Origin of the sequence: Cognatilysobacter segetis, assembly GCF_004359965.1 — a bacterium.
GTDB lineage: Bacteria > Pseudomonadota > Gammaproteobacteria > Xanthomonadales > Xanthomonadaceae > Cognatilysobacter > Cognatilysobacter segetis.
In genome coordinates this window covers 60,465-84,666 of sequence record NZ_SMRQ01000011.1, presented here as the reverse complement: position 1 = coordinate 84,666, position 24,202 = coordinate 60,465, and the positions used below count along the sequence as shown (strand labels likewise).

The following is a 24,202-nucleotide window of genomic DNA, read 5'->3' as shown; positions in this document are numbered from 1 at the left end:
CCTTTCCGCTCGACGAACCGTTCCCCATGCTCGATCCGGTCCTGCTGCGCCAGCGTCCCGCCGAAGTCGCCGAACGCCTCGCCGCCACGCGCGGTTATTCGCTCGACGCGTCCGCGCTCGAGTCGCTGGAAGCCGAGCGCAAGCAGATCCAGTCGCGTACACAGGAGCTGCAGAACCTCCGCAACACGCGCAGCAAGGCGATCGGCCAGGCGAAGGCGAAGGGGGAGGACGTCGCGCCGCTGATGGCCGAAGTCGCCGGCATCGCCGACGAGCTGAAGGCGAGCGAGGCGCGCCTGGACGCGATCCGCGACGAGATCGAATCGATCGCGCTCGGCATCCCGAACCTGCCGGCCGAGTCGGTGCCGCTCGGCAGCGACGAGTCCGGCAACGTCGAGCAGGCGCGCTGGGGTACGCCGCGTGCGTTCGACTTCAAGCCGCTCGACCACGTCGAGCTTGGCGCGCGCAACGGCTGGCTCGACGGCGATACCGCCGCCAAGCTCTCCGGCGCGCGCTTTACCGTGCTCCGCGGCCCGCTGGCGCGCCTGCATCGCGCCCTCGCGCAGTTCATGCTCGACCTGCACACCGGCGAGCACCGCTACATGGAGGTCAACGTCCCGCTGCTGGTCAACGCGGACTCCATGCGCGGCACCGGGCAGCTGCCGAAGTTCGAGGACGACCTGTTCGCGACCGCGGTCGGCGAATCGAAGCGCTACCTCATCCCGACGTCCGAAGTGCCGCTGACCAACATCGTGCGCGACGAGATCGTCGAGGACGCGCAGATGCCCCTGCGGATGACGGCGCACTCGATGTGCTTCCGCGCGGAAGCCGGCAGCCACGGCCGCGACACGCGCGGGATGATCCGCCAGCACCAGTTCGAGAAGGTCGAGCTGGTGACGATCGCCCGACCCGCCGAGAGCGATGCGGAGCACGAGCGCATGACGCGGTGCGCGGAGGTGGTGCTCGAACGCCTCGGCCTGCCGTACCGCCGCATGCTGCTGTGCTCGGGCGACATGGGCTTTTCGGCCTCGAAGACGTTCGACCTCGAGGTGTGGCTGCCGTCGCAGGCGACCTATCGCGAAATTTCGTCGTGCTCCACCTGCGACGCATTCCAGGCGCGCCGCATGCAGGCGCGCTGGCGCAATCCGGCCACGGGCAAGCCCGAGCCGGTGCACACCCTCAACGGTTCGGGCGTGGCGGTTGGCCGCGCGATGATCGCCGTGATGGAGAACTACCAGCAGTCCGACGGCAGCATCGTCGTGCCGGACGTGCTGCGCCCTTACATGGGCGGGATCGACGTCCTGCGCTGACCGGACGGCCGCCGCGAACGTGCGGCGGCCGCGGGTTCGTCAGGCCGCGTGGCGGAGCGGGGCCGGCAGTGCGGCGACCGCGCGCTCGATCGCCTCGCGACGGTGCTCCGCGGACATCGCGACGCCGTCCGCCCGCACCACGTGCACGTCCCGCACGCCCAGGAAGCCGAACAGCTGCCGCAGGTAGGGCTCGACGAAATCCGTCGGCTGGCCGGCGTGCGCGCCGCCCGCGGCGACCGCGATCACCACCGTCTTGCCGTGCACCAGCCCCTCCGGGCCTTCGGCCGTGTAGCGGAACGTCTTGCCCGCGACGCTGATGCGGTCCAGCCAGGCCTTGAGCGTCGACGGGACGCCGAAGTTGTACATCGGCGCGCCGATCACCACGACGTCGGCGGCGAGGAACTCGTCCAGCACGGCGGCCGATTCGGCGACGGCGTCCCCGCCGGCGAGCGTGGCCGCGGACAAGTGCGGCAGCGGCGCGGCGTCGAGGTCGCGGCGCACGATGCGAACGGGCGCCGCGTCGGCGGCCCAGCGTTCGACGGCGGCGGCCGTGATCTCCCGGGTGACGGAATGGGCGCCGAGGGCGCTGCTGTCGAGATGGAGCAGATTCATGCAGGTGTCCTGTAGGGGCAACGATGGTCCCCACAGGACCTAGGGTGTTGCATGGGTGGACTTAAGGTGGTCCAATATCCCGCACCGTTGCGGGAATGGAACTGTCGCCATGAACGATCTGAACGATCTCTACTACTTCGCGGCCGTGGTCGAGCACTCTGGCTTCGCCGCCGCCGAGCGCGCGCTCGGGATCCCGAAGTCGCGCCTGAGCCGTCGCATCAGCCAGCTGGAAAACGATCTCGGCGTGCGTCTGTTGCAGCGGTCGACGCGACGCTTCGCCGTGACCGATGTCGGCCAGAGCGTCTACCGCCATGCACAGTCGATGCTGGAAGAGGCCAAGGCCGCGCGCGAGGTCGTCGACCGCCTGAGCGCCGAGCCGCGCGGCGTGATCCGCGTGAGCGTTCCGGTCGGCATCGCGCAGCAGCACATGCCCAAGCTGCTGCCGGAATTCCTCGCGCTCTACCCGCAGGTTCGCGTGCAGATGCACATCAGCAACCGGCGCGTGGATGTCATCAACGAAGGCTTCGACGTTGCGCTGCGCGTGCGCACGCGGCTGGACGACGATGGCAGCCTGGTGATGCGCAGCTTCGGCCAGATCCAGGAGCTGCTGGTCGCCAGCCCGCAGTACCTCAAGCGCATGGGCCGGCCCAAGGCGCCGGACGAACTCACCGAGCACGTCACGATGTCGATGAGCGAGGACGAGGCGCGCCAGCGCTGGGAACTGCACGGACCCAACGGCGAGGTGCGCCGCATGGAACTCAAGCCGCGCATCATGGGCTTCGACTTCCCGATGCTCATGCAGCTGGCCAAGCAGGGCATCGGCATCACGCTGCTTCCGGAGACGATCTGCGCCGAAGCCGTGCGCAGTGGCGAGCTGGAGGTGGTGCTGCCCGAATGGCGGCTGCCGCAGGGCATCTTCCATGCGGTGTTCGCGTCGCGCCGCGGCATGCTGCCGGCCGTCCGCGTGTTCATCGACTTTCTCGCCGAGCGGGCACCGGCGCTGGTCGAATCGGCGCGCCTGCAGTGTTCCGAAATCCACGGCCGGCCGTGCACCGACGCCATGGAGGCCGCGGCCCGTGGCGGCGAAGTCGTGACCGCCTGAGCCTCGTGCGACAATTCCGGGGCGCGACCGCGACGCGGCGCCTCCGGAGAGATGGCCGAGCGGTTTAAGGCAGCGGTCTTGAAAACCGCCGAAGGGTCAAACCTTCCGTGGGTTCGAATCCCACTCTCTCCGCCAGTCTTTCGAAGAGGCCCCACGATGCTGGGGCCTTTTTTTTGTGGTCGGGAAACCTGCCGGTGCTCGTACCCGTGTTGGGCGAACCCCTTCGCAGCGACGTTCGGCTAGTGACGCGTCACAGCCACAGCCACAGCCACGGCCACTGAGACTCGAGCGTGGCGTAGCGGGTCACCCTTCGTCGGCTCTTGAACGAGGTGGTTTTCCTACGCGACGCGAGGTTCTCGTCTACACCGTCCATCCAAACGGGGAAGGCGCGTTCGCGTACGGCGACCGCCGTACCGACCAGTTTCAGTTCGCCACCGGCACTTCCGGCACGCGTTACGGCGAGCTCAGCGGCCGACGGTTCGGTCTGACATCCGGCAAGTTGTAGGGCACGCAGAACTATTCGTCCAAGCCGATGCCCGACCAAGGCCCGCTGCTCCACGATCACTGCTTCACGACCAGATTCATCACGCGGTGGAATCGGTACTGCGGCTGAGGAGCGGCCTGCGCGGCCCGCGGCCGCCGGTTCGGTCGTGGATTTCGTCATGCGGGCGGCTCATGATCGGGGTAACCGATCCTCGGAAGCCGAAGCCGTCCAGGGGGAGGCCGTCGTTGAGATGCTCCGAAGGTCGGGGCGGCGCCGTCCACCGTGGGTGTCTTCTTCATGCTGCGCAGCTGGCTCAGGCAGCCCGTGGCCAACCGCGTTCGAATTCGGCGATACCGATCCGGTATTGCTGCACGGAAGGGCCCTTCAGCTACACGAGCAGTGGAGTCACGGGCCGTTCCACCAGAGCATGCACCTAGCGCTCGCTGCGCGCCAGGGCTAATGATTCGTCCAAGCCGACACCGCTTTGCAGCGCGGCTTAAATCAGGTCGTAGCCACCGCACCCGTTTCTTCTAGCGAGAAACGCACGAATGCTGAACATGACGCTACCTTGGTGGGAGTTCGTCGCACGCGGCGGCATTGTGTACGTTTTCTTGATCGTAGTTATCCGCATAAGCGGAAAGCGGCAAATAGGTCAACTCGCGCCGTTTGATCTTGTACTACTTCTAGTGCTCTCTAACGCCGTTCAAAACTCAATGAACGGAGGAGACAACTCGCTGCTCGGCGGACTGATTTCTGCCACAAGCCTGATAGCCATCAACTACTTCGTCGGGTTCGCGACTTTCAAGAGCAAGCGGATCGAGGCCATTGTCGAAGGACGACCGCAGCTGATCATTCACAACGGCAAGCTCTACAAAGACACCATGGCGAAGATGCATTTGACGGATCACGAGTTGCAAAGTGCATTGCGCCAAGCCGGCTGCACCTGTGTCGACGACGTGCATAGCGCCGTGCTCGAAAACAATGGCGTACTCAGCGTAACCAAGCGGAAGGCACGGGCTGAGACCGAATAGCGTACCTAGGCGGCGTCGGCTGACAACCAGAGGAAACCGACGCCGTTTCGTGGCGGCGCTCAACTCGGATCGAGGGCAGCACATGGATGCGACATCGCCCCAATCGATCGACCGCGTCCACAACTGACGAGATCGCGGGCGGCGGCTCAGGCCAGCGCCTGCTCGCCACGCACCAGGTGGCGGTAGCGCAAGTTGAGTAGCACATAGCAGATCATCGTCACTGTGATGCCCACGAGCATGCCTTCGAGCCCGATCGGCAGCATCAGCACGACTGCCGTTAGAGCAAACACGGCGGCGGTGTTCGACAGCAGGTAGGGCCGCAGCTTGGGAACCTCCATGTAGTAGCCGTACTGCTTGCCCAGGAAGAATAGTACGGTTCCGACGGCGGTCAGCTTACGGAAGTCGTTCGGATCGAGGTCGCCCAGGATCGCATGCCGGATCAGCGAGGCCAGGATCTCCAGGCCTATGAAGAGGAAGAAGTGCGAATAGACGATCGAATGTCCGGTCGTCAGCCTGCGGTGTTCGAGCAGTGGGAAGCTGTCGTAATAGATCCACCAGATGGCCGACACCATGGTGAATCCGCTGATGGCGGCAATCACATTGGACTGATTCCAGGTGATGTCCGCCAGCGCCGCCGAGATGCTGAACACCGATTCGCCCAGCATGATGATCGTCAACAGGCCGACCCGCTCGACGAGATGGGGCGTGTGCATCGGCACGACGTTGAGCCGCTTGTCGAGTAGCACCAGGGCGGCCATGTCGAACACGATACCCGCGTAGAACACCGCGTAGCTCCACGGCGGTTCCAGCAGGATCGAGGCAAGGCTGATCGCCGCGCCGATCGAGAACACCGCCCCCACCTGCGTCGCGAAGCCACCGCGATCGTGGTGCTTGCGCTTGGAGACGAAGTACATGGCAGCGATGATCAGCCGAGCCCCGCAGTAGCAGGCCACGGCCCAGGCGTAATGGGCATGGTCCCGTGCACCGAGGATCTGCGCCGAGATCACGATCATCAGGAACATGATCAGCAGGGTCGACAGCCGGTGCTGGCGGCTGTCGGTATCGAAGCGATTGGCGTAGATCGTGTGGCCTGCCCAGATCCACCAGAGCGGCAGGAACACCATTACGTAGTGCAGGAGCTGCCCGAGCGCGATGTGGCCGCCCGGCGTTTCGCTCAGTATCTCGCCGGCATCACTCAGCGCGACGACGAAAATCAGGTCGAAGAACAGCTCCAGCCAGGTCGCGCGCCGGTGTGCGTCGAAATATTTGAGGTCCTTCATGCAGCCACCGTAGCTATCCGGGCCCGGCCGTGCTGGTTGCAGACGACGAGTCGCCGATCGAATCGAGGCCGTTCACGGTCGCAAGTACCGACACGGGCGTTGGCGGAGAAGCGTGCGGGAACACTGATGCACCGGGCTATCGATCTCGGTCGCGGCTTCAGCGTCGATGCCGCCGCGGCGCACTTTGCTGATGAACCGCTGGACCCGGGGAAGCCGAGACGCTGACTGGAGACCGTGAGCGGATCGGTTGGACGAGCGCGTCGGTACACGGCGGGAGTTCCTGCGCGGGCACCGCGTTCCGCATGGAGCTGAGCGCGCCGCAGGGAACGGTCCAGTACACGAGTTAGAGGCCCGTAGTTCTGAGGCCGCAGCGCGCAGGTCTGGCGCGGATCACCAGTGCTTGGCGTGGGGCCAAACTTCCGATGGAGTTCCACCAACGCAGGTGTTTTCCAAACCTGGGCGCTCGGCAGCGAAATCCCTGCCTCGCGAGCAAGACGGCGCCGTGCCGTGGCGTTACAAGCGGTGGACCAACCGCGGCGGGCCGACCGCTTACTGCGTCCGGAGGTGGTCCCATGCCTAGCCATGGGTCGCGGAGTGCACTAAGGCGCTAATGCGCATGCAAGCCTTTTCCCGGCTTCAGTCCCGCGGTCAGGGCAATCTGGAGAAGTTCGCCCAGGCTGTGCGACCCCGTCCTCTCCATCAGGTGGGCACGGTGCAGTTCCACGGTGCGCGGGCTGATGCCCAGCTCACGAGCGATCGTCTTGTTCGATCCGCCGCAGAGCAGACCCTCCAGTACTTCACGCTCCCGCGTTGAGACATTGGCGACGCGAACCGCCGCGTTTTCCGCGGCATGATCCCGGGAGTCGGCGTCCCGCATCTTCGTCATTGCAGAGGCGACCGCGGCCATTACCGCTTCATCCTGACAATCCGGGCCCAGATAGTCGGAGGCACCAGACTTCATCGCTTCGACCGCCGGAGCGATGCCCTCGGCGTCTCGTCCCACAACGATCGATCGGATGCCGCTGCCCAGCGCTTCCAGCTCCCGCACGATCGCCAATTCATCCGTGGCAGATCCCGCGTCGAGCAACGCGCAACCCGGCTGTAGAACGGCGGCGACCTCGAGAAAACCACGTGCGGACGCGAAATACGTGACGCGATAACCCGCGCCCCTCATCGCTGACATCAGGCGGAGTGGCGGCGAATTCCCGGCACCGACGATATAGACCTGCGCGGGAGATGCGCGCGTGACGTCCTGTGCGATTCCACCGACGTGGCCGACCTTCCCCTGCCGGTCGAATATCGGGAAGGCGGCGTCACGGATTCGGCGTATGCCACCGTCGCTACGGATGATCCGGTAGTTGAGGGTTCGGGCTTCGCCCTCGTAGACACGAGCGAGCCCCGCCGCGGCTTGGCTGCGGTCGTCGGGATGCAGCGAATCGACCCAATGCCGGAACGTGGGCTCAAAGCTGCCCACCTTTGCACCCCAGACGCGTTCGTACGCCGGGCTCAGGTAGTCGAACGCTTCACGATCCGCGTTGCCGATCCAGAGCACGTCATTCGTGTTTTCCGCGAACATTCGAAAGAGCTGTTCACTCTCGCGTAGCCGCGTCTCGCTTCGCTTACGCTCCGTGATGTCGATGACCACTCCGACGATGTCGATGGGCGTGCGATTCCGGCAGATGGCCCGGCCGTACGTCTGGACCCATCGTTCGACGCCGTCGCCGATGCCGATCACGCGGTACTCGAGCGCGTAAGCGCCGTCGCCATCGGGATCGACGCTCTGTGCGACCGCTGCTTCCACGCGCGGCCAGTCGTCAGAGTGGACGCCTGCCTTGAAGGTCTCCTCGTCAATGGCTGCTCCGGCTGGCAGCCCCCACATTTCGCGCAGGCGGTTGTCCCAATCGAGGGCGCCTGTTCGAGGGTTCCAGGAGTACGGACACACGCCGAGCAGGTCCCGGACGAGTCCCAGCTGGGTTTCCTGAGGGTGCATATATGCCGAAGCTCGTCAGGTAGTGCCGACACGCCATGTTGCGGCGTACGAGCGTTATCGGAGGGTTACGGGATGGCGAGGAGGGCGCCGCCAGGCGTCCCGAGTGCGGCAGGCCCAACGGTTGTGACACCACGCCTGGCCCGTGCGCCCGGCCCCCGTCGCAGCCCAACCGACGTCGTGCCCAGGGCATCCGCGCACGGCGGGTGGGTTGACCGCCGCATCGCGATGCCGCGCTTCATTCGCCGCGCTTCCTGCCGTTGGCCGTGCCGCAGGATCATTTCCCTGAAAAGGACGCCCCCACTGGCGTCCCGCCGGCGGGACGCACCCTGGCGAGGCCAAGGTGCGCCATCGTCGGTCGGCTCACTTCTTTTTGTAGTGGAATTCCGGCAGCTTCCTGAGAGCGTCCTTCGTAGCACCACGAAGCGATGCGCGACTGCCGCCGGCAGTAATGGTCAGGCTATCAAGCGGCACGGCGACGAGGTGGCCGCCGATGCCAAGAAAACCGCCGACCTGCAGAATCGCGAATGCGCGCGCGCGCGGGAGGATGAGCAGGTCGTCGATGGTGCCGATCTTCTCACCCTGGGAATTGCGGACGTCCATGCCTATGAGTTTGGATGCCTGCAGGCCGACGGCGACCGCCTTGACATCCACGACAACCAGTTCGACTGCCTGTGCGTGGATGTTGCCAGCGAAAGTAAACGCGATCGCAGCGGCCAGCAGCATTTGATATCCAACGTGTCGCGCTGCTTGTGCACGGGCGGGCTGTTTCCAACTTGTGTTGGGGCCGCGAAGCGCGGCCGTGAGCATCATGTTCGACATAGCAAGACTCCTCCAGTTGAATAACCAGGCCAGCCACCTCCGCTGACACCAAGATCGTCGCGGCCTCGCAGGTTCGCCGCATCGACGGTCGTCATTTCGCGGTGCCGGAGTTAGGAGCTCACGGCGCTGCCGCCAGCATCGCGTTCTCGATGCTCGCGGCGAGTTCGGGCACCGAATAGCCGCCATCGTGGCGGATCCCGTTCACGAAAAACGTGGGTGTACCGTTAACGCCGCTGCGCACACCGCCCATGAAGTCGGCCTGCACCTTGCGTGCGTGTTGCCCGGAAACCAGCGCTTCCCGCAATTCATGGCTGGACAGGTGAAGTGCGTTTGCCAGCGCTATGAGCAGCTCGGGGCTCAGGTTCGCCTGGTTTGCGTAGATCGCGTCGTGCATTTCCCAGAACCGTCCGTGGTCTCCGGCGAACTCGGCTGCCTCGGCCGCCGGAGCCGCCATCGGATGCACCTCGGTCAACGGGAAATGGCGGAATACGAGACCGACTCTGCCTCCGTAGCGCAACAGAATCTGCTTAACAGGTCCCTGCGCTGCGGCACAGTGAGGGCATTGGTAGTCGCCATACTCGACCAACACCACCGCTGCGTTTTCTGCGGCAAGGACGTGGTCCGAGGCGGTGACGGGAACCTTGAGCGTTGCCATCCTCATGCTCCTGTTTTCTGCAGCGCGTCGAGCGCATCGAGAATTCCATCGGCGCCGGGGTTCACGGCGATCGGTGAGCAGTAGCTCCAGGCGATCTGACGCTTCTCGTCGATCACGAACAGCGCACGCTCACAGACGCCCTCCGACGCCCGGTACGCCCCGTAAGCGCGCGCCACCTCGCCCTTGGGCTCGAAGTCCGCCAGCAGGGGGAAATGCAGGTTCCTGGCCTGCGCGAAGGCCTGATGGCACCAGGCGCCGTCGACCGAGATTCCGAATATCTCGGCGCCTCGGCTACGAAACTCCGGAAGCACCTGGTTGTAGAGCGCCATCTGGTCGCCACACACCGGGCTCCAGTCGGCGGGGTAGAAGGCGAGCACGACGCGCTTGCCTTCGACCTCGTCCAGACGAAGCATCTGGTCCGGTGTCACGCGGAGCTCGAAGCCAGGTGCCTGTGTGCCGGCACGAAGAATGGTCGACATGTCGTATCTCCCTTAGCGTGCCGGTGCCGAGGCCACCGCGGCTGGCGGCCTCGCGGCGCGCCGTAGCCTGAGTGGTCATTCCAAGGTCGGAAACGCCATGCCCGGCGTTGGCATGTACGCACCGAGCCACCCACCAACGGCTACGATCCACGGCAACGGAACGCAAGCCGCCCACGGATCTACGTTAGGTCGTAACCACAACCGTCAGGTATGGATACGAGCGCTCCTATCGTGTCGCCGAACTCTCACTCTCTCACTGTGCGCAGCACTCCGGGCTCCCATAGCTGGGTTCGCCGGTCGGGTACGGGCGTCGCGGCGTGGCGATCGCTGGCGAAAAAGAGGCGCGGCCGTCGCTTCGGCCAAACCGCGGTTCGCGCTTTCGGTCACCGGCAGCTGCATCGCGCACCTGGTGTGCTGCACATCGATCATCGGGAACAGGAACATACCGCCATGGGGATGGCTACCGGCATCCGTACATTCCCTACGTAATGTCCCGAGGTCACGGTGTCCGCCGCTTGCTGATTTGGTCTACATCGGCCGTTCAACGGTTGACCCCGGCGCCACGGCGTTCGAGCTCAGCGGCGTGATTCCACCGACACGGCGCCCGGTCGTGGTGGGTGAGGTTCGAGCTCGTCAACCGTCGCAGCCCGCTGCATCCGGCTTCCGAGGCGTGCGAACGCATCATCGATTGTCGTTTGCACGAGGTGGCGGCCGGGCCCGAGTCGCCTAGAGCTCGCACGAGGTGGATGACGGGTGCACCGATGCTCGACGGGAATGGTCGGCCGTCCAGGGGCACGACAACGGCGCCGATGACCTCGATAAAACCTCGAGACCTGCAGCGGCAGTCGTCGTGGTGAGCTGCACCATTTCGGCCGTGCAGCCTGGACTGGTGACGCCGCGCTGCGAGCACCTCCGAGGCGACCGGCGGATTGGCTCACCGCCGCGTAACAGCCCGCGGCAGAGGGTGATCCTACGGCGAGCCAGATGCGCGCTTTCAGGGCGCTATGGCGGGAGCAGGCCGCAGGAGGCTTGGCCACGCGCCGGGCCCGGGACGTCTCAAACCCAGCCGAACGCGGTTCAGAGCCGAACGTTCGGACCGAGGCCGCTCGTGAACTTCGACCTCTACCGCCGAGCCGACCAGTTCCTGATAGTGGTGCCGCTGGCGCCCCGGCCGCCGTACGGCCTCATGGCGGAAGGAAAGCTTCGTCGCGTCGGTTCCGCGTCATTCGCGATGTCGACGCTGTCGCCTGACTTGGCCCACGCGATCGCGCTTCGCGGCTACGGGCTGGCCACCCGGGCCGACGAGGTAATAATCGAGGGCGCGATGCACGTTTGCGAGGCAGCTCATGGATCGTCACCGGGCTTCCGGCAGGCATGACGAGGGGCGCTGCGCGTTCCCACACTTGGAATCGGGCTTACCGGGCTTCCACGGGACGACGCGAGTAGCGCAGCGGCCGCGACTGTAGAAATTTCTGCTGGTCAGGGCGGCGTCGGCCGCTCCGGAACAACCGCCGGCGGGCGCGCTCCCCGCGATCGGCTGCAAGGGCTCCCCCCGGGAGCCCTTCATTTCTGGCGGGCCCAGCCGTTTAAACCGCCGGCCGGCATGGCGCATCCGAAGGGTATGCTCACCGCCGTGCTCGACGTGTCCTCGAATGCCGCCACCGTCGCCGTCGACGAGGATCGCGCGCTCGTCGCCTCGGCCGCTGCCGGCAGCACGCGTGCGTTCGAATCGCTCTATCGCCGCCACTGCGGCCGCGTGCACGGCGTCATCAGCCGGCTCGTGGGCGGGCAGGGCGCCCGCGCCGAGGACCTGACGCAGGAGACGTTCGTGCGTGCGTGGCAGTCGCTGCGCGATTTCCGCAACGACTCGGCGTTCGGCACCTGGCTGCACCGGCTCGCCGTGAACACCACGCTGATGGAGATGCGCTCGCGCCGCGTGCGGCGCCACGACGAAGGCGACGACGAAGGGCTCGACTACGTCGGCCTGCAGGACTCGGCCGGTGGCCGCACCGCGCTGCGCATGGACCTGGAGCGTGCCGTCGCCAGCCTGCCGCCGCGGGCGCGCGCGGTGCTGGTGCTGTACGACATCGAGGGCTGGCGCCACGAGGAAATCGCCGAGGAACTCGGCATGGCCGTGGGCAGTTCGAAGGCCCAGCTGCACCGGGCGCGCGGGCTGCTGCGCGAACGGCTTGGAGAATCCGCATGAACGACGAACGCATGTCCCCCGACGAACACGGCGCGCTGTCCGATGCGCTGCGCTGGCAGCTGCGCGCGCTGCGCCGCGACGCGCCGCCTCCGGTCGACCTCTGGCCGGGCATCGAAGCGCGCCTTGCCGCCGCGCCGCAACCGCGCCGCGTGGCGGCGCCCCGATTCGCGCTCGCGGCGAGCGTGTTGCTCGTCATCGCCGCGGGCGGGCTCGTGCTGGGCACGCGTGCGCCGGGCGGCACCGCGTCGGTCGCGCATCGCGAGGCCCAGTCGATGACGCGCGAGTACGACCGTGCGCTGCAGGCGATGCCCGATGCACAGGCGCCGGCCGAGCTGGCACCGGCCTTCACCGAACTCGACCGCAGTGCGCGCGAAATCCGTCGCGCGCTCCAGCGCGATCCCGATTCCCGCCTGCTGCTCGAACAGCTGCGGCGTACCTATTCCCTCCGGCTCGCGCTGTCGCAGCGCGCGCTCGTGGGCTGACCGGAGAGTCCCATGCACACCCGTACCGTCATCACGCGCCTGGCCGTCGCCGTGTCGCTCGCCGTCGCCTCGAGCGCCACGCTCGCCGCGACCCCCATCAACGAATCACGACCGCTGGCGATGCGCGGGCGCGTCGAGATCGAGAACCCCACGGGCCTCATCGAAGTGCGCGCCTGGGATCGACCGGAGGTCCGCATCGAGGGCAGCCTCGGCGCCGGCGTCGAGAAGCTCGACATCGAGGGCGATGGCGACGCCTTGCGGATCGCGGTGCGCTATCCGGACGGCGGCGGGTTCTCGCGCCTGCTGGGCGGCGCGAAGCGCAGCGAGCCGACGGTGTTGAAGATCACCGTGCCGGTGCGCGCGGATCTCGATATCTCCGCCGTCGCCGCCGACGTGCTCGCCTGGGGCGTCTCGCCGTCCTCGCTCAGCATCGACAACGTGAGCGGCAATACCAAGGTCGCCGCCGCGGCCGACGAGGTCGAGGTCAACAGCGTCAGCGGCGACGTGGACCTGACCATCAACCGCGCGAACGTCGAGGTCGACAGCGTGAGCGGCTCGATCCGGTTGAGCGGCCGGCTCGGTCGTGAGATCGGCGTGGAATCGGTGTCGGGCAAGATCGACGTGCAGGTGCTCGATACGCCCATCGACAAGTTCGAGGGCTCGAGCGTCAGCGGCGACGTCGGCGTGCGCACCGCGCTGTCGCCGCATGCGCGCATGAAGCTCGAAACGGTGAGCGGTGATGTCCGCCTGCGCCTGCCGCGCAGCGTGTCGGCGGAGGTACGCGGCGAGAGCTTCAGCGGCAGCCTGCGCGCGCCCGGCGCCACCATCGACCGCCCGGAACACGGGCCGGGTTCGAGCTTCCGCCATCGCTACGGCGGCGGCGATGCCAACGTATCGGTGGAGACCTTCTCCGGCGACGCGGACATCACGCTCGACTGAGCGGCGGTTGCGCGGCCGGAGAGCCGCCAGTAGCCTCGCCCGGGGATTTTCGGATCAACGGGGGAAAAGGATGTCCATCCGCGTCTTCATCATCGACGACCATGCAATCGTGCGCACCGGCATGCGCATGATCCTCTCCGCACAGACCGACATCGAGGTCGTCGGGGAGGCCGACAGCGGCGAGCAGGCCCTGCCGCAACTGCGCACGCTGCTGCCGGACGTCGTGCTCTGCGACCTGCACCTGCCGGGCCTGAGCGGGCTCGAAGTGACCGAACGGATCGTGCGCGGCGATTACGGCGCGCGCGTCATCATCGTCTCGGTGCTGGAAGACGGACCGCTGCCCAAGCGCCTCATCGAGGCGGGTGCCTGCGGTTACGTCGGCAAGGCCGGCGATCCCAACGAGTTGCTGCGGGCCGTCCGCGACGTATCGCGCGGCAAGAAATACCTCGCGCCGGCGGTCGCGCAGAACCTCGCGCTTGCCGGCATGGGCGGCGGCGGTTCGCCGTTCGACGAATGCTCGCCGCGGGAAATCGAGATCGCGCTGATGCTGGTGCAGGGCCTGCCGCAGCAGGAGATCGCGCGTCGCCTCAGCCTCAGCCCGAAGACGGTCAATACGCACAAGAGCCGCATGTTCGAGAAGCTGGGGCTGGCGATCAGCGACACCGTCGGGCTGGCGCGTCTGGTAGGGAAATACGGGCTCGCCGATCCTGCGAGCGTCGTCCACTAGTCAGGGGCGCGATCGACCGACGGTCAGGCCGCGGGCTTCCGGCCCCCAGAACGACGAAGGGCCGCATTCGCGGCCCTTCGTTCGTTGACGCGACGGGTCAGTCGCGCCGTTCCGGATTCCCGTTCCCGTCGAGCAGGTCGCCCTGGTTCGGGGCGCCGCCCGGCAGCGTGTTCACCGACGCGTCGTCCGGCGATCCGGCCGAAACGCCTTCGACGTTGCCGGCGAAAGCCTCGGGTTCGCCTTCCGCCTCGACCGCGACCTCCGCCGCGTCCGCGGCACTGACCGCAGCGGCCTCGTCGAGGCGCGGAGCCACTGCGGGCGACGGTGCCTGCACGGGCGATTCCATCGGGATGGCCGGCGTCGGTGCAGCGACCGGCGCCGCGGCCGCTGCCGTGACGACCGGTGCCGAAGGCGCCTCCAACGGCACCACGGCGACCGGCAACGAGGCCGACGGCGTCGTCGCGACGGGCGGCGCCTGCAGCACGGGCTCGGCCGGCGTCGTGGCGGCCTCCGGAGCCGCCACCGGGGACGGAGCGTTCGCGGCAGGCGCGGCGTTGACCGCAACTTCGTGCTCGACGGTCTCGATCGCGACCGCGGCCGGGTCGGGCGACATCACGGAAGCCGCTGCGGGCGTAGCGATTGCGGGTTCACGGACGTCCGCCTCGACACGCGGACGCTCGGCCCGCGGAGCGACGGGCGTGTCGTTGACCGCCGCGGTGGGAGCGACCGCCTGGGTGCGCGCCGGGACGGCGGGCGGGATGTCGTCGAACTCGAACTCCGGCTGCGGGCGGCCATCGGCAGCCGCGGCGTCCGCGGGCTTGCCCATGTCCTCGTCGTCGCCGTCCGCCTCGTCCTGCAGGTCGGCGGCGTCGAGCGACTCCATGCCCTCGCTGCCTTCGGCGCCGTTGCGGCGACGGCGGCGACCGCCGCGGCGGCCGCGACGACGGCGCGCCGCGTTATCCGACTTGGCCGCATCGGCCGCATCGAGCTGTTCGATCGCGACGGCGGCCGCGTCCAGCGAAGCCACGGTCGTGACGGTCGGTTCCGGCGCCGGGGCGGCGTTCTCCGACGCAGGCGAGGTCGTCACGGCGGCGATGGCGGCCGGTGCGATCGCAGTGTCGACCGGCGGGCGAGGCGCCTTCTCGGCCTTTTCGCGAACGGGCGCGACCGGTGCTGACTGCACGGCCGGCTCGCGCGCTTCCTTCGGCTCGCGCGACGGTTGCGGCGGACGCGGCGGCTGTGCCTGCTGCGGCTTGCCGCCCTGCGGACGATCCGCGGCCGGCTGGCCGCGGCCGCCGCCCTGCGGCTTCTGCGCGTTCTTGCCCTGTGCCGGCGGCTGTGCGCTCTTCCCCGAAGGCTGCTGGCCGCGGCCCTGCTGCGGGCCACGCTCGTCCCGGCGCGCGTCGCGACCGCGGCGCTCGTTGCGGTCGCGTCGACCCGGCTCGCCGCGCACGTCGCGCGACGTCGCCGCAGGCGCCGGCGGCGGGGCGACCGGCGTCTGGCCGCGGAAGAACCGCATGATGCGTTCGACGAGACCGACCGAATGCGTCGGCGCGGGCGTCGGGGCGACCGCGGCGGGCGTCGGGGCGACCGGCTGCGCGGCCTCCTTCGGCTCGCGCAGCGGCGCGGGCGTCGACGGCAGCACCTTCGTGACGGCCGGCGGCGGCGGGATGTTGAGGTGCGCCTTCGTCAGCGCATGCGTCGCCAGCTTGCGCGGCGTGCCGCGCTGGTAGCTCGGCTTGCTGGTCTCTTCGCCCAGTTCATTCTCGCGGATGCGGCTGACTTCGAAGTGCGGCGTCTCGAGCTGGTCGTCGGCGACGATCACGATGGGCGCGTCGTGGCGGGCCTCGATCTCGGCCAGCGCGCGTCGCTTCTCGTTGAGCAGGTAGTTCGCGATCTCGACCGGCGCCTGCACCAGCACTTGGCCGGTGTTGTCCTTCATCGCGTGCTCCTCGGCCAGGCGCAGCACCGACAGCGACAGCGACTCGACGCTGCGCATGCGGCCGTGGCCTTCGCAGCGCGGGCAGACGATCTGGCTGGACTCGCCGAGCGACGGACGCAGGCGCTGGCGCGACAGCTCCAGCAGCCCGAAGCGCGAGATGCGGCCGATCTGCACGCGCGCGCGGTCATGTCGCAGCGCATTCGACAGCCGGTTCTCGACCTCGCGCTGGTGCTTGCTCGACGACATGTCGATGAAGTCGATCACCACCAGCCCGCCGAGGTCGCGCAGGCGCATCTGGCGCGCGACTTCGTCGGCCGCTTCCAGGTTCGTGTTGAACGCCGTCTCCTCGATGTCGCCGCCCTTGGTGGCGCGTGCCGAGTTGACGTCGATCGCGGTCAGCGCCTCGGTCTGGTCGATGACCAGCGCGCCGCCGGACGGCAGCTTGATCGTGCGCTCGTAGGCGTTCTCGATCTGCGACTCGATCTGGTAGCGATTGAAGAGCGGGACGTCGTCCGTGTAGTGCTTCAGCTTGCGCGCGTTGTGCGGCATCACCTGCTGCACGAAGTCGCGGGCTTCGGCGTACATCTCCGGCGTATCGACGAGGATCTCGCCGATGTCGGCGCGCATGTAGTCACGCAGCGCGCGGATGATCAGGCGCGACTCCTGGTAGATCAGGAACGGCGCGGGCTTGGACAGCGCGGCTTCGCAGACGGCGCGCCAGATCTGAAGCAGGTAGTCGAGGTCCCACTGCAGTTCTTCCGCATCGCGGCCGACGCCGGCGGTGCGGATGATCACCCCCATGTCGTCGGGGATGTTCAGCGAATCCATCGCCTTCTTGAGCTCGGCGCGGTCATCGCCCTCGATGCGGCGCGACACGCCACCCGCCGTCGGCGAGTTCGGCATCAGCACCATGTAACGGCCGGCGAGCGAGATGAAGGTCGTCAGCGCGGCGCCCTTGTTGCCGCGCTCTTCCTTGTCGACCTGCACGACGACTTCCTGGCCCTCCTTGAGGAGTTCCTTCAGCCCGGCCTTGTTCGGGTCGACCCCGGCCTGGAAGTAGTCGCGGGAGATTTCCTTGAGCGGCAGGAAGCCGTGGCGCTCGGCGCCGTATTCCACGAAGGCGGCTTCGAGCGACGGCTCGAGGCGGGTGATGCGGCCCTTGTAGATGTTGGACTTCTTCTGTTCCTTCGCCGGTTGTTCGATGTCGATGTCGTACAGGTTCTGACCGTCGACGATCGCGACGCGCAGCTCTTCAGCCTGCGTCGCGTTGATGAGCATTCGCTTCATGGGTGGCGTCCTCGCGCGCAGTCCGCGCGACGGCGCCGTGGCGTCGTCTGGGCACGGGCCTCTGTCGCGCAACGCGCGGTCGAGGGCCCCACTTCCAGCGCTGCACACCACGGCGGGCCGCGGGAGCGCTTGTTCGTGAAACTCGTTGTAGTGCTGCGGGCCGGCGGCCGCGTCGGACCTCTCGGCCGTCGGCGTCGCGCGGGTGGGATGTGATCGCTGGACGGCGTCACCCGTCCGGCGAGGGCCGGCCTTGCCTGCGCGCGCTGCTAACATGGCCGACCCCGCGGGTCGTGGTCAGGCGCGCGCAGAATCGCGGAAGCGGGCTTTCGGCCCCGGCCGCACCCGCCATCCAGGCGGGGGTGAGCGGCACAACTCCTGCGAAATCAAAACCTTATCTCGCGACGCGAGTTTAACAGATAACCCCACGATGACCACCCAGCCGGCCGCTACCGGCGCACGGACCGTCCGCGTCCCCGAAGACCGCGACGGCCAGCGCCTCGACAACTTTTTGCTCGGCCAGCTCAAGGGCGCGCCGCGGTCGCTCGTCTACAAGCTGGTGCGCTCCGGCCAGGTGCGGGTCAACGGCGGGCGGGCCAAGGCCGAGCGCAAGCTCGAGGCCGGCGACGAGGTGCGGATCCCACCCGTCCGGCTGGCCGAGGAAGGCGAGCGGGCACCCCCGGCGAAGGGCCTGCTGGCCGCGCTGGAGGCGGCGATCGTGTTCGAGGACACGCGCCTGCTTGCGCTCAACAAGCCGTCCGGCGTGGCCAGCCACGGCGGCAGCGGCATCAGCTACGGCGCGATCGAGGCCATGCGCGCGCTGCGGCCGGGGCAGGGGCTAGAACTCGTGCACCGCCTCGATCGTGACACTTCCGGCCTGCTGGTCATCGCCAAGAAGCGTTCGGCACTGGTGGAGCTGCAGGCGCTGATGCGCGAGGAGGGCGGCATCGCGAAGCGGTATCTCGCGCTGCTGGTCGGTCGCATGCCCGACGGCACGATGTCGGTCGATGCGCCGCTGCATGTCGGCCTGCGGCAGGGCGGCGAGCGGCACGTGCAGGTCAATGCCGCCGGCAAGCCGTCGCTGAGTCATTTCCGCGTGCTCGAGCGCCGGGGCGGGCACTCGTATTGCGAGATCCGCATCGAGACCGGCCGCACGCACCAGATCCGCGTGCATTCCGCGCACATCGGGCACCCGGTCGCCGGGGACGACAAGTACGGCGATGCCGACGTCAACCGCCGCCTTCGCGAGCAGGTCGGGCTCAAGCGCATGTTCCTGCATGCGTCGACGCTCGAATTCGCGCTCGACGCGGGTCGCGCGCCCTACCTGCTGAACGCGCCGCTGGCGCCGGAGCTCATCGACGTCCTCGACCGCCTGAAGTGAACCGGCGGCCGGCGCCGCTCACTTCGCCGGCGCGGAGCCGCCGGCCTGCTCGTCGAGGACGAAGCAATGGTCGGGGCGCGGCTGCGGGACGTGGAACGTCATCGGCACCGCGATCCACTTCGCGACCGGCGTGCCGGCCTGCATGGCCGGGCGGAACTTCCAGTCGCGCACGGCCTTCGCGGCGACCTGGTCGAGGTCCGCGTTGCCGCTGCTCTGCTGGATCTGCACCTCGCCGACGGCGCCGTCGGTGCCGATGTTGACGCGCAGCTGCACGGTGCCGCCCACGCCGGCGCAGGCGAGCGCTTCGGGGTACGTCGGCGGCGGTGTCTCCACGGCGGCCGGCGGGCCCGATCGGCCCACGGGCGTCGCTGGCGCCGGCGTGCCGCCGTCGCAGGCCGCGAGCAGCAACACGAGCGGGACGATCGCGAGCGCGCGCATCGGCTCAGCCCAGCAGCGCGTCGGCTTTCGCCGCGCAGATGAAATCGTTCTCGGAGAGCCCGCCGACGTCGTGGGTGGAGTACCGCACGACGCACCGGTCGTAATGCACGCCGAGGTCCGGATGGTGGTCCTGCTCATGGGCGACATAGGCGAGGGCGTTGACGAAGGCGATCGTGCGGTAATAGTCCGCAAAGCGGAATGTGCGCGTGATGGCCGCGCCATCCTCGACCACCGACCACTCGGGCAGGTCGCGTCCGTACTCGGCGACCTGCGCGTCATCCAGGCGGTGCTCGGCACCCCGGCGCGGCGTGCAATGGCGTTGGGCGAGGGACGGGGTCATCTGGGGGCTCCTGCGCGGTCGATGCCGCGGCGCGTGACGGCTGAATCGGGCCCGTCCGCCGGCGTAGCGCGCGTGAAGGCGGCGCATGGAAGCGGCAGGACGCGTGGCTAGAATAGCCGGATGATCGATATTTCCGAATCCGCGCAGGCCCATTTCCGCCGTCTCGTCGAACGCGAGGCGATTCCGGGCCTCGGTGTCCGACTGTCCGCGCTGCATCCGGGGACGCCGCGCGCCGACGTGCGGCTGGAGTTCACCGAACCGGCCGACCTCGCCGGCGACGAATGGGCGATCGACTGCAACGGCTTCACGCTGTGGCTCGACGCCAAGAGCGTCCCGTTCCTCGAAGGCGCGCAGATCGACTACGAGACCAAGGCGACCGGCGGCCAGTTGCAGATCCGCGCACCGCGCATCAAGGGCGAGGCGCCCGCGGAGTCCGCCGGCCTGGTCGAGCGCGTGCGGTACCTGATCGACAACGAGATCAACCCGCAGCTCGCGTCGCACCGCGGCCACGTCACGCTGGATTCGGTCGACGCCGACGGCGTGGTGTACCTGCAGTTCGGCGGCGGTTGCCACGGCTGCGGCATGGCCGACGTCACGCTGAAGCAGGGCATCGAACGCACGATGATCGAGAAGGTCCCGGGCGTAACGGCGGTGCGCGACGCGACCGACCATGCGACGGGCGCAGCGCCTTACATTCCGCGCGATACCGCGGCCTGATACGCGCGGCCGGCCGTGGATTCCGCTGCCGCCATCATCGATGCACTCAATGCGCGCGCCGCGGCGTCGGGTCGGCTGCGCGCGGCCGCGCGCGAGAGCTGGACGCACTGGCTCGACCGCCTGAGCCAACGCCCCGGCCGGGTCAGCGGCGCGCCAGCCGAGGAACTCGTCGCGCAGCTCGCCGCACGCGAACCCGCCGCGCCGCCACCGCGCGCGATCGAACTCAATCGCTGGCAGGCCTTCGCCACGCTGTGGCGGCAACACTGGCAGCCGGGATCCCGCGACGAGCGCGTCTGGCGCATCACCGCCGGCAGCGCCTCGTTCGCCTGGCACCTGGTACTCGCGATCCTGTTGCTGATCGTCACCGCGATGCATTTCGAACATGCGCCGCCACCGGCGGACGAAGCGGTGCAGATCGAATACATCGGCGAAGGCACGCCCGTGGAGGAGGGCGGTGGCCCCGCGCCGTCGGCCGCCGCGGCGCCGGGCGAGGAATCGCCGCGACGCGCCGCCGCCGTCGCACGTGCCGCGTCCACGCCCACGCCGCCGACGTCCGCGCAGCCCGCCGCCTCGGCGAGCGCGCCGCCGGTGACGGCGCCCCAGCCGTTGACCGTCTCCAAGGCGGTGCCGGACGCGTCCACCGAGTTCACGCTGCCGCCGACGACCCTGCCATCGCAATCGCTCCAGACGCTGCGCGAGCCTGCGCCGGACGTCGAGGTCGCTGCGATTCCGGAGCGGCCGCAGGCGCCGACGGTGACGTCGCCCGCACCCACGATCGACATCGAGCGTCCGCTGGCGCAGGCGCCGGCCGTGCAGGTCCGCAGTGTTCCGGAGGCGGTGGTCGCGCCCGCGCCGACCGCGCGCATCGAGGTGCCGGTCGAGGCGCCGCGCGCTGCGGCCCAGTCCGTCGACATCCGCGCCCGTGAGATCCCGGCACGCGCCAACGCGACGGCGGGCGCACCCACGACGCACGGGCCCGCGGTGAGCGCGGCGCCATCGAGCGCATCGGGTAGCAACGCGTCGCCGACGGCGGGCCCTGCGTCCGCGGCGCCGAGCACCGGCATTGGGACGGGGCCGAAGGCCGCGCCCGCGCCCGGCTCGTGGGCGACGCCCAAGCGCGGGGACGATTGGGGCGAATCGACGCGCAACCGTCCGGGCAACGGCGTGTTCGACGGCGACGGCCGTCCGCGTGTCGCCGACGGGCCTGGATCCGCGTCGGCCGCCCACCCGCCCGGCATGATCACCGACGAGATCAAGGACATCGATCGCGCCGGCACCTGGCTCAAGCGCAAGCCGTTCCCCTACGAGCCGACGCGGTGGGATCGGCTCTGGCGGCCGAACCAGACGCTGCTGGAAGACTGGGTCGACAAGGGCGTCAAGCAGGTCGGCATCCCGATCCCCGGCACCAACAAGCGGATCATCTGCATCATCTCGATCCTGCAGCTCGGTGGCGGTTGCGGCATCAGCGATCCCGACCTCAATGAACAGCCCGCGACCGCGCGGCCGCCGCCGGACGTACCGTTCAAGCCGGCATTGCAGGAAGGCAACGGCGCGACCTGGGACAAGGACGGCAAGGCGCCACCGCGGCCCAAGCTGCCCGGGCTGTTCGCGCCCCCGAAGTCCGGCGTGCCGCCGGGTGCCGCGCCGGCGAAGGATGCGGGCGCGAACGGCGCGCTGCCTCCGGGTGCGCTTCCGCGCTGAGCCGTGCGCAGGCGGCGCGCACCGACCGCGCAGGGACATGCGGCGCGGTTGCATTCACCGAAACGAAAACGGCCCGCGATGCGGGCCGTTTTGTCGCGAGCGCGCGTTGCGGCTTATTTGCCGCCTTCGCGCTCGTGCAGGTCGTAGACCTTGCGCTCGCGCGACGCGAAATACGCCGCGAGGTTCGCGATGTCCTGGTCCTTCAGCTCCTTCGCTTGCGCCGCCATCAGCGGATTCTGGCGACGACCGTCGCGATACATCTCGAGCGCGGAGGCCACGTAGTCGGCGTACTGGCCGGCCAGGTACGGGTAGCTCGGGTCGATCGGCGCGGCGCCGTCCTTGCCGTGGCACTCGGCACACGCCTGGCCCGTGCCCGCCTGCTTGGTGTTGGCGAACTTCTCGCCGGCAGCGATATCGCCGGCCGGCAGGCCCGCGGACGAGTGTTCGGAGACCGGCGCGTGCTCTTCGCCCGCGGCCTCTTCGGCCTTCTTCGGGCCGCAGGCGGTGGCGAGCAGGGCGATGGCGAGGCCGCCGAGGAACAGTCGGGTATTCGTCATGGTCGGGCTCACTTCAGGGTCGCGAGGTAGGCGGCGATGTCGGCGATGTCCTGCGCCGAGAAGCTCTGCGCCTGCGCCTGCATGGTCGGATGCCTGCGCGTGCCCTCGCGGTAACCCGTCAGCGCGTTGATCAGGTACTGCTCGTGCTGCCCGGCGATGCGCGGCACGTGGTAGTTCGGATAGGCGTTCTTGTAACCCGTCACCCCATGGCAGCCCTTGCAGGTGTAGGTCAGCTCGCGGCCGCGCGCGGTGTCGCCCTTGGCGGGCGTGGCGGCGGCGGGCGCCGCGGTGGCCGCGGGCGAGGCGGCGGGGGCGGTGTCTTGGGCGTGCGCGCCGGTGGCGAGCAGCGTCGATAGGGCGAGGGCGGCGATCGTCAGCGGTCGCATGGTCAGGTCCGCGGTTCTCGTGCTGGCGGTGGGATGCGACGCGGGGCGCGTTCGCACAAGCGGCCGAGTATAGCCTGCGGCCCCCGGTTCGACGAACGGTCGGCAGCCTGCGCGCTCGGTAACGCCCCTGTCGTCGGCACCCGTGACCTTCGGCGCATGGGCCGTGTGAACGTCGGTGATATACCTATGTACAACACCGGCTGACCGCCGTTTATTCCATGGTTTCGAAGGACCTTCCGATGCGTACCGCCCCGACCTCCCGCGCCGTCGCGACGCGCTTCTCCATCGTCTTCCTGGGCTGTCTCGCGCTGGCCGCCTGCAAGGGCCCCAAGCCGGGCGACGCCGAGGCCAAGGAAAAGAAGGGCCCCGAGGCCGTGCCGGTCGAAGTGGCGGTGGTCGCGACGCGCCCGATCGCCGCGAGCTACACCGGCACCGCGCCGCTGGAGCCGCGCAGCGAGGCGCAGGTCGTCGCCAAGACGTCCGGCGTGGCGCTGGCGGTGTTCGCCGAGGAGGGCCAGGCCGTCCGCGCCGGCCAGACGCTGGTGCGCCTCGACGCCTCGCGCTCGGCGCTGCAGGCCGCGCAGACCGCCGCGCAGATGCGCAAGCTCGAGGCGAACTACGCGCGCTCGCGCCAGCTGTCCGAGCAGAAGCTGATCAGCGCGAACGACATCGACCAGCTGAAGTTCGACCTCGAGAACGCGCGCGCCGCCAATCGCCTCGCGAACCTCGAGCTCTCGTACGCCGGCGTCGTCGCGCCGATCTCCGGCGTCGTCGCGCAGCGCTCCATCAAGCCGGGCAACTTCGTCCAGATCAACACGCCGATCTTCCGCATCGTCGACACCTCGCGCCTGGAGGCCGTGCTCAACGTCCCCGAGCGCGAAATGGCCACGCTGAAGGCCGGACAGCCCGTGCAGCTGCAGGTGGATGCGCTGCCCGGCCGCGGCTTCACCGGCAAGGTCGATCGCGTCGCGCCGGTGGTGGACTCGGGCAGCGGCACCTTCCGCGTGATCGCCGCGTTCGACGGCGGCGGCCTGCTGCAGCCCGGCATGTTCGGGCGCATCCGCATCGACTACGACCAGCGCACCGATGCGCTCGTCGTGCCGCGCACCGCGCTGCTGGAGGACGATGCCGATCCGGCCGTCTACGTCGTGCGCGCCAACAAGGCCGTGCGCGTGCCGGTCAAGCTCGGCTACAGCGAGGGCGGCTGGATGGAAGTGCGCTCGGGCCTGAAGGCGGGTGATCGCGTGGTCGTCGCCGGCAAGACCGCCTTGCGCGAGGGCAGCGACGTGCAGGTGCTACCGACGGCCGCCGCCCCGGCCGCCGCGCCGATCGCCGCGCGCTGA

At 68.7% G+C, this 24,202-nt stretch carries 24 protein-coding genes and 1 tRNA gene; 13 read left to right on the top strand and 12 right to left on the bottom strand.

What is annotated here, in order from left to right; translation table 11 throughout:
• The first annotated feature begins 26 nt into the window (after nucleotides 1–26).
• Nucleotides 27–1,307, top strand: coding sequence for a serine--tRNA ligase (gene serS / locus E4F61_RS04015; protein ID WP_133478380.1), 1,281 nt, complete (start codon nucleotides 27–29; stop codon nucleotides 1,305–1,307).
• A 39-nt stretch (nucleotides 1,308–1,346) separates the two neighbouring features.
• On the opposite strand, the gene E4F61_RS04010 is transcribed toward serS, so the two are convergent.
• Complete coding sequence (locus E4F61_RS04010) at nucleotides 1,347–1,919, bottom strand: FMN-dependent NADH-azoreductase (protein WP_133478379.1); 573 nt, start codon at nucleotides 1,917–1,919, stop codon at nucleotides 1,347–1,349.
• 109 nt (nucleotides 1,920–2,028) lie between these two features.
• Here E4F61_RS04010 and E4F61_RS04005 point away from each other — a divergent pair, with 109 nt between their 5' ends.
• A complete protein-coding gene (locus E4F61_RS04005) occupies nucleotides 2,029–3,021 on the top strand; it encodes a LysR family transcriptional regulator (RefSeq protein WP_133478378.1) in 993 nt (330 codons plus the stop codon).
• A gap of 45 nt (nucleotides 3,022–3,066) precedes the next feature.
• Nucleotides 3,067–3,156 (top strand) — tRNA-Ser (locus E4F61_RS04000).
• A gap of 115 nt (nucleotides 3,157–3,271) precedes the next feature.
• Here the strand turns inward: E4F61_RS04000 and E4F61_RS03995 are convergent.
• Nucleotides 3,272–3,685 carry a hypothetical protein gene (locus tag E4F61_RS03995; RefSeq protein WP_133478377.1) on the bottom strand — a complete coding sequence of 138 codons (414 nt, stop codon included), beginning with the start codon at nucleotides 3,683–3,685 and terminating at the stop codon, nucleotides 3,272–3,274.
• Nucleotides 3,686–4,053: 368 nt separating this feature from the next.
• On the opposite strand from E4F61_RS03995, the gene E4F61_RS03985 reads away from it, so the two are divergent.
• Complete coding sequence (locus E4F61_RS03985; RefSeq protein ID WP_133478376.1) at nucleotides 4,054–4,536, top strand: DUF421 domain-containing protein; 483 nt, start codon at nucleotides 4,054–4,056, stop codon at nucleotides 4,534–4,536.
• A 146-nt stretch (nucleotides 4,537–4,682) separates the two neighbouring features.
• On the opposite strand, the gene E4F61_RS03980 is transcribed toward E4F61_RS03985, so the two are convergent.
• The 5 genes from E4F61_RS03980 to E4F61_RS03960 form a co-directional block, all read right to left on the bottom strand.
• Nucleotides 4,683–5,816, bottom strand: coding sequence for a low temperature requirement protein A (locus E4F61_RS03980; RefSeq protein WP_133478375.1), 1,134 nt, complete (start codon nucleotides 5,814–5,816; stop codon nucleotides 4,683–4,685).
• A gap of 607 nt (nucleotides 5,817–6,423) precedes the next feature.
• A complete protein-coding gene (locus tag E4F61_RS03975; protein WP_133478374.1) occupies nucleotides 6,424–7,806 on the bottom strand; it encodes a PAS domain-containing protein in 1,383 nt (460 codons plus the stop codon).
• Between the two features lie 360 nt (nucleotides 7,807–8,166).
• On the bottom strand, nucleotides 8,167–8,625 hold the full coding sequence (locus tag E4F61_RS03970; protein ID WP_202908936.1) for a PRC-barrel domain-containing protein: 459 nt from the start codon (nucleotides 8,623–8,625) through the stop codon (nucleotides 8,167–8,169).
• 118 nt (nucleotides 8,626–8,743) lie between these two features.
• Nucleotides 8,744–9,280: a DsbA family protein gene (locus E4F61_RS03965; protein WP_133478372.1), complete on the bottom strand. Its 537-nt coding sequence runs from the start codon at nucleotides 9,278–9,280 to the stop codon at nucleotides 8,744–8,746.
• A gap of 2 nt (nucleotides 9,281–9,282) precedes the next feature.
• Nucleotides 9,283–9,759 (bottom strand): redoxin domain-containing protein, encoded by a 477-nt coding sequence (locus E4F61_RS03960; RefSeq protein ID WP_133478371.1) that lies wholly within the window; start codon nucleotides 9,757–9,759, stop codon nucleotides 9,283–9,285.
• A gap of 1,108 nt (nucleotides 9,760–10,867) precedes the next feature.
• Here E4F61_RS03960 and E4F61_RS03955 point away from each other — a divergent pair.
• The 5 genes from E4F61_RS03955 to E4F61_RS03935 all read left to right on the top strand — a co-directional run bounded on the left by E4F61_RS03955 (nucleotide 10,868) and on the right by E4F61_RS03935 (nucleotide 14,113).
• Nucleotides 10,868–11,137, top strand: a complete 270-nt coding sequence (locus E4F61_RS03955; RefSeq protein WP_133478370.1) for a hypothetical protein — start codon at nucleotides 10,868–10,870, stop codon at nucleotides 11,135–11,137.
• A gap of 255 nt (nucleotides 11,138–11,392) precedes the next feature.
• A complete protein-coding gene (locus tag E4F61_RS03950) occupies nucleotides 11,393–11,965 on the top strand; it encodes an RNA polymerase sigma factor (protein ID WP_425480105.1) in 573 nt (190 codons plus the stop codon).
• Nucleotides 11,962–12,447 (top strand): hypothetical protein, encoded by a 486-nt coding sequence (locus tag E4F61_RS03945; RefSeq protein WP_133478369.1) that lies wholly within the window; start codon nucleotides 11,962–11,964, stop codon nucleotides 12,445–12,447. Before E4F61_RS03950 ends, E4F61_RS03945 begins: the two co-directional genes overlap by 4 nt.
• A gap of 12 nt (nucleotides 12,448–12,459) precedes the next feature.
• Nucleotides 12,460–13,386 carry a DUF4097 family beta strand repeat-containing protein gene (locus E4F61_RS03940; protein ID WP_133478368.1) on the top strand — a complete coding sequence of 309 codons (927 nt, stop codon included), beginning with the start codon at nucleotides 12,460–12,462 and terminating at the stop codon, nucleotides 13,384–13,386.
• Between the two features lie 70 nt (nucleotides 13,387–13,456).
• Nucleotides 13,457–14,113: a response regulator gene (locus E4F61_RS03935; protein WP_133478367.1), complete on the top strand. Its 657-nt coding sequence runs from the start codon at nucleotides 13,457–13,459 to the stop codon at nucleotides 14,111–14,113.
• Nucleotides 14,114–14,210: 97 nt separating this feature from the next.
• Here the strand turns inward: E4F61_RS03935 and E4F61_RS03930 are convergent, their stop codons facing one another.
• Nucleotides 14,211–17,342 carry an Rne/Rng family ribonuclease gene (locus tag E4F61_RS03930; protein WP_133478366.1) on the bottom strand — a complete coding sequence of 1,044 codons (3,132 nt, stop codon included), beginning with the start codon at nucleotides 17,340–17,342 and terminating at the stop codon, nucleotides 14,211–14,213.
• A 427-nt stretch (nucleotides 17,343–17,769) separates the two neighbouring features.
• Between E4F61_RS03930 and E4F61_RS03925 the strand changes: the two genes are divergently transcribed.
• Entirely contained in the window at nucleotides 17,770–18,720 is a 951-nt protein-coding gene (locus E4F61_RS03925) for an RluA family pseudouridine synthase (RefSeq protein ID WP_133478365.1), read from the top strand.
• 18 nt (nucleotides 18,721–18,738) lie between these two features.
• Here E4F61_RS03925 and E4F61_RS03920 read toward each other — a convergent pair whose 3' ends face one another.
• Both E4F61_RS03920 and E4F61_RS03915 read right to left on the bottom strand, forming a co-directional pair.
• Nucleotides 18,739–19,158: an energy transducer TonB gene (locus tag E4F61_RS03920; RefSeq protein ID WP_133478364.1), complete on the bottom strand. Its 420-nt coding sequence runs from the start codon at nucleotides 19,156–19,158 to the stop codon at nucleotides 18,739–18,741.
• 4 nt (nucleotides 19,159–19,162) lie between these two features.
• Nucleotides 19,163–19,498 (bottom strand): 4a-hydroxytetrahydrobiopterin dehydratase, encoded by a 336-nt coding sequence (locus E4F61_RS03915; protein ID WP_133478363.1) that lies wholly within the window; start codon nucleotides 19,496–19,498, stop codon nucleotides 19,163–19,165.
• Between the two features lie 120 nt (nucleotides 19,499–19,618).
• On the opposite strand from E4F61_RS03915, the gene E4F61_RS03910 reads away from it, so the two are divergent.
• Both E4F61_RS03910 and E4F61_RS14635 read left to right on the top strand, forming a co-directional pair.
• Nucleotides 19,619–20,215 carry an NfuA family Fe-S biogenesis protein gene (locus E4F61_RS03910; protein ID WP_133478362.1) on the top strand — a complete coding sequence of 199 codons (597 nt, stop codon included), beginning with the start codon at nucleotides 19,619–19,621 and terminating at the stop codon, nucleotides 20,213–20,215.
• 15 nt (nucleotides 20,216–20,230) lie between these two features.
• The gene (locus E4F61_RS14635; RefSeq protein WP_162301395.1) at nucleotides 20,231–21,916 is read left to right on the top strand and encodes a hypothetical protein; all 1,686 of its coding nucleotides are present in this window, start codon (nucleotides 20,231–20,233) and stop codon (nucleotides 21,914–21,916) included.
• Between the two features lie 113 nt (nucleotides 21,917–22,029).
• Here the strand turns inward: E4F61_RS14635 and E4F61_RS03900 are convergent, their stop codons facing one another.
• Both E4F61_RS03900 and E4F61_RS03895 read right to left on the bottom strand, forming a co-directional pair.
• The gene (locus tag E4F61_RS03900) at nucleotides 22,030–22,473 is read right to left on the bottom strand and encodes a c-type cytochrome (RefSeq protein WP_133478360.1); all 444 of its coding nucleotides are present in this window, start codon (nucleotides 22,471–22,473) and stop codon (nucleotides 22,030–22,032) included.
• An 8-nt stretch (nucleotides 22,474–22,481) separates the two neighbouring features.
• Entirely contained in the window at nucleotides 22,482–22,859 is a 378-nt protein-coding gene (locus E4F61_RS03895) for a c-type cytochrome (protein ID WP_133478359.1), read from the bottom strand.
• Between the two features lie 218 nt (nucleotides 22,860–23,077).
• Here E4F61_RS03895 and E4F61_RS03890 point away from each other — a divergent pair, with 218 nt between their 5' ends.
• Nucleotides 23,078–24,202, top strand: a complete 1,125-nt coding sequence (locus tag E4F61_RS03890) for an efflux RND transporter periplasmic adaptor subunit (protein WP_425480104.1) — start codon at nucleotides 23,078–23,080, stop codon at nucleotides 24,200–24,202.

Excerpts from the sequence above, each read along its gene's own strand:
- E4F61_RS04010 (WP_133478379.1), bottom strand. The coding sequence starts at position 1,919 with ATGAATCTGCTCCATCTCGACAGCAGCGCCCTCGGCGCCCATTCCGTC.
- E4F61_RS03900 (WP_133478360.1), bottom strand. The coding sequence starts at position 22,473 with ATGACGAATACCCGACTGTTCCTCGGCGGCCTCGCCATCGCCCTGCTC.
- E4F61_RS03890 (WP_425480104.1), top strand. The coding sequence starts at position 23,078 with ATGGTTTCGAAGGACCTTCCGATGCGTACCGCCCCGACCTCCCGCGCC.
- E4F61_RS03935 (WP_133478367.1), top strand. The coding sequence starts at position 13,457 with ATGTCCATCCGCGTCTTCATCATCGACGACCATGCAATCGTGCGCACC.
- E4F61_RS03985 (WP_133478376.1), top strand. The coding sequence starts at position 4,054 with ATGCTGAACATGACGCTACCTTGGTGGGAGTTCGTCGCACGCGGCGGC.
- E4F61_RS03915 (WP_133478363.1), bottom strand. The coding sequence starts at position 19,498 with ATGACCCCGTCCCTCGCCCAACGCCATTGCACGCCGCGCCGGGGTGCC.
- E4F61_RS04005 (WP_133478378.1), top strand. The coding sequence starts at position 2,029 with ATGAACGATCTGAACGATCTCTACTACTTCGCGGCCGTGGTCGAGCAC.
- E4F61_RS03965 (WP_133478372.1), bottom strand. The coding sequence starts at position 9,280 with ATGGCAACGCTCAAGGTTCCCGTCACCGCCTCGGACCACGTCCTTGCC.
- E4F61_RS03895 (WP_133478359.1), bottom strand. The coding sequence starts at position 22,859 with ATGCGACCGCTGACGATCGCCGCCCTCGCCCTATCGACGCTGCTCGCC.
- E4F61_RS03980 (WP_133478375.1), bottom strand. The coding sequence starts at position 5,816 with ATGAAGGACCTCAAATATTTCGACGCACACCGGCGCGCGACCTGGCTG.
- E4F61_RS03920 (WP_133478364.1), bottom strand. The coding sequence starts at position 19,158 with ATGCGCGCGCTCGCGATCGTCCCGCTCGTGTTGCTGCTCGCGGCCTGC.
- E4F61_RS03995 (WP_133478377.1), bottom strand. The coding sequence starts at position 3,685 with ATGACGAAATCCACGACCGAACCGGCGGCCGCGGGCCGCGCAGGCCGC.
- E4F61_RS03975 (WP_133478374.1), bottom strand. The coding sequence starts at position 7,806 with ATGCACCCTCAGGAAACCCAGCTGGGACTCGTCCGGGACCTGCTCGGC.
- E4F61_RS03960 (WP_133478371.1), bottom strand. The coding sequence starts at position 9,759 with ATGTCGACCATTCTTCGTGCCGGCACACAGGCACCTGGCTTCGAGCTC.
- E4F61_RS03930 (WP_133478366.1), bottom strand. The coding sequence starts at position 17,342 with ATGAAGCGAATGCTCATCAACGCGACGCAGGCTGAAGAGCTGCGCGTC.
- E4F61_RS03970 (WP_202908936.1), bottom strand. The coding sequence starts at position 8,625 with ATGTCGAACATGATGCTCACGGCCGCGCTTCGCGGCCCCAACACAAGT.
- E4F61_RS03910 (WP_133478362.1), top strand. The coding sequence starts at position 19,619 with ATGATCGATATTTCCGAATCCGCGCAGGCCCATTTCCGCCGTCTCGTC.
- E4F61_RS03945 (WP_133478369.1), top strand. The coding sequence starts at position 11,962 with ATGAACGACGAACGCATGTCCCCCGACGAACACGGCGCGCTGTCCGAT.
- E4F61_RS03940 (WP_133478368.1), top strand. The coding sequence starts at position 12,460 with ATGCACACCCGTACCGTCATCACGCGCCTGGCCGTCGCCGTGTCGCTC.
- serS (WP_133478380.1), top strand. The coding sequence starts at position 27 with ATGCTCGATCCGGTCCTGCTGCGCCAGCGTCCCGCCGAAGTCGCCGAA.
- E4F61_RS03925 (WP_133478365.1), top strand. The coding sequence starts at position 17,770 with ATGACCACCCAGCCGGCCGCTACCGGCGCACGGACCGTCCGCGTCCCC.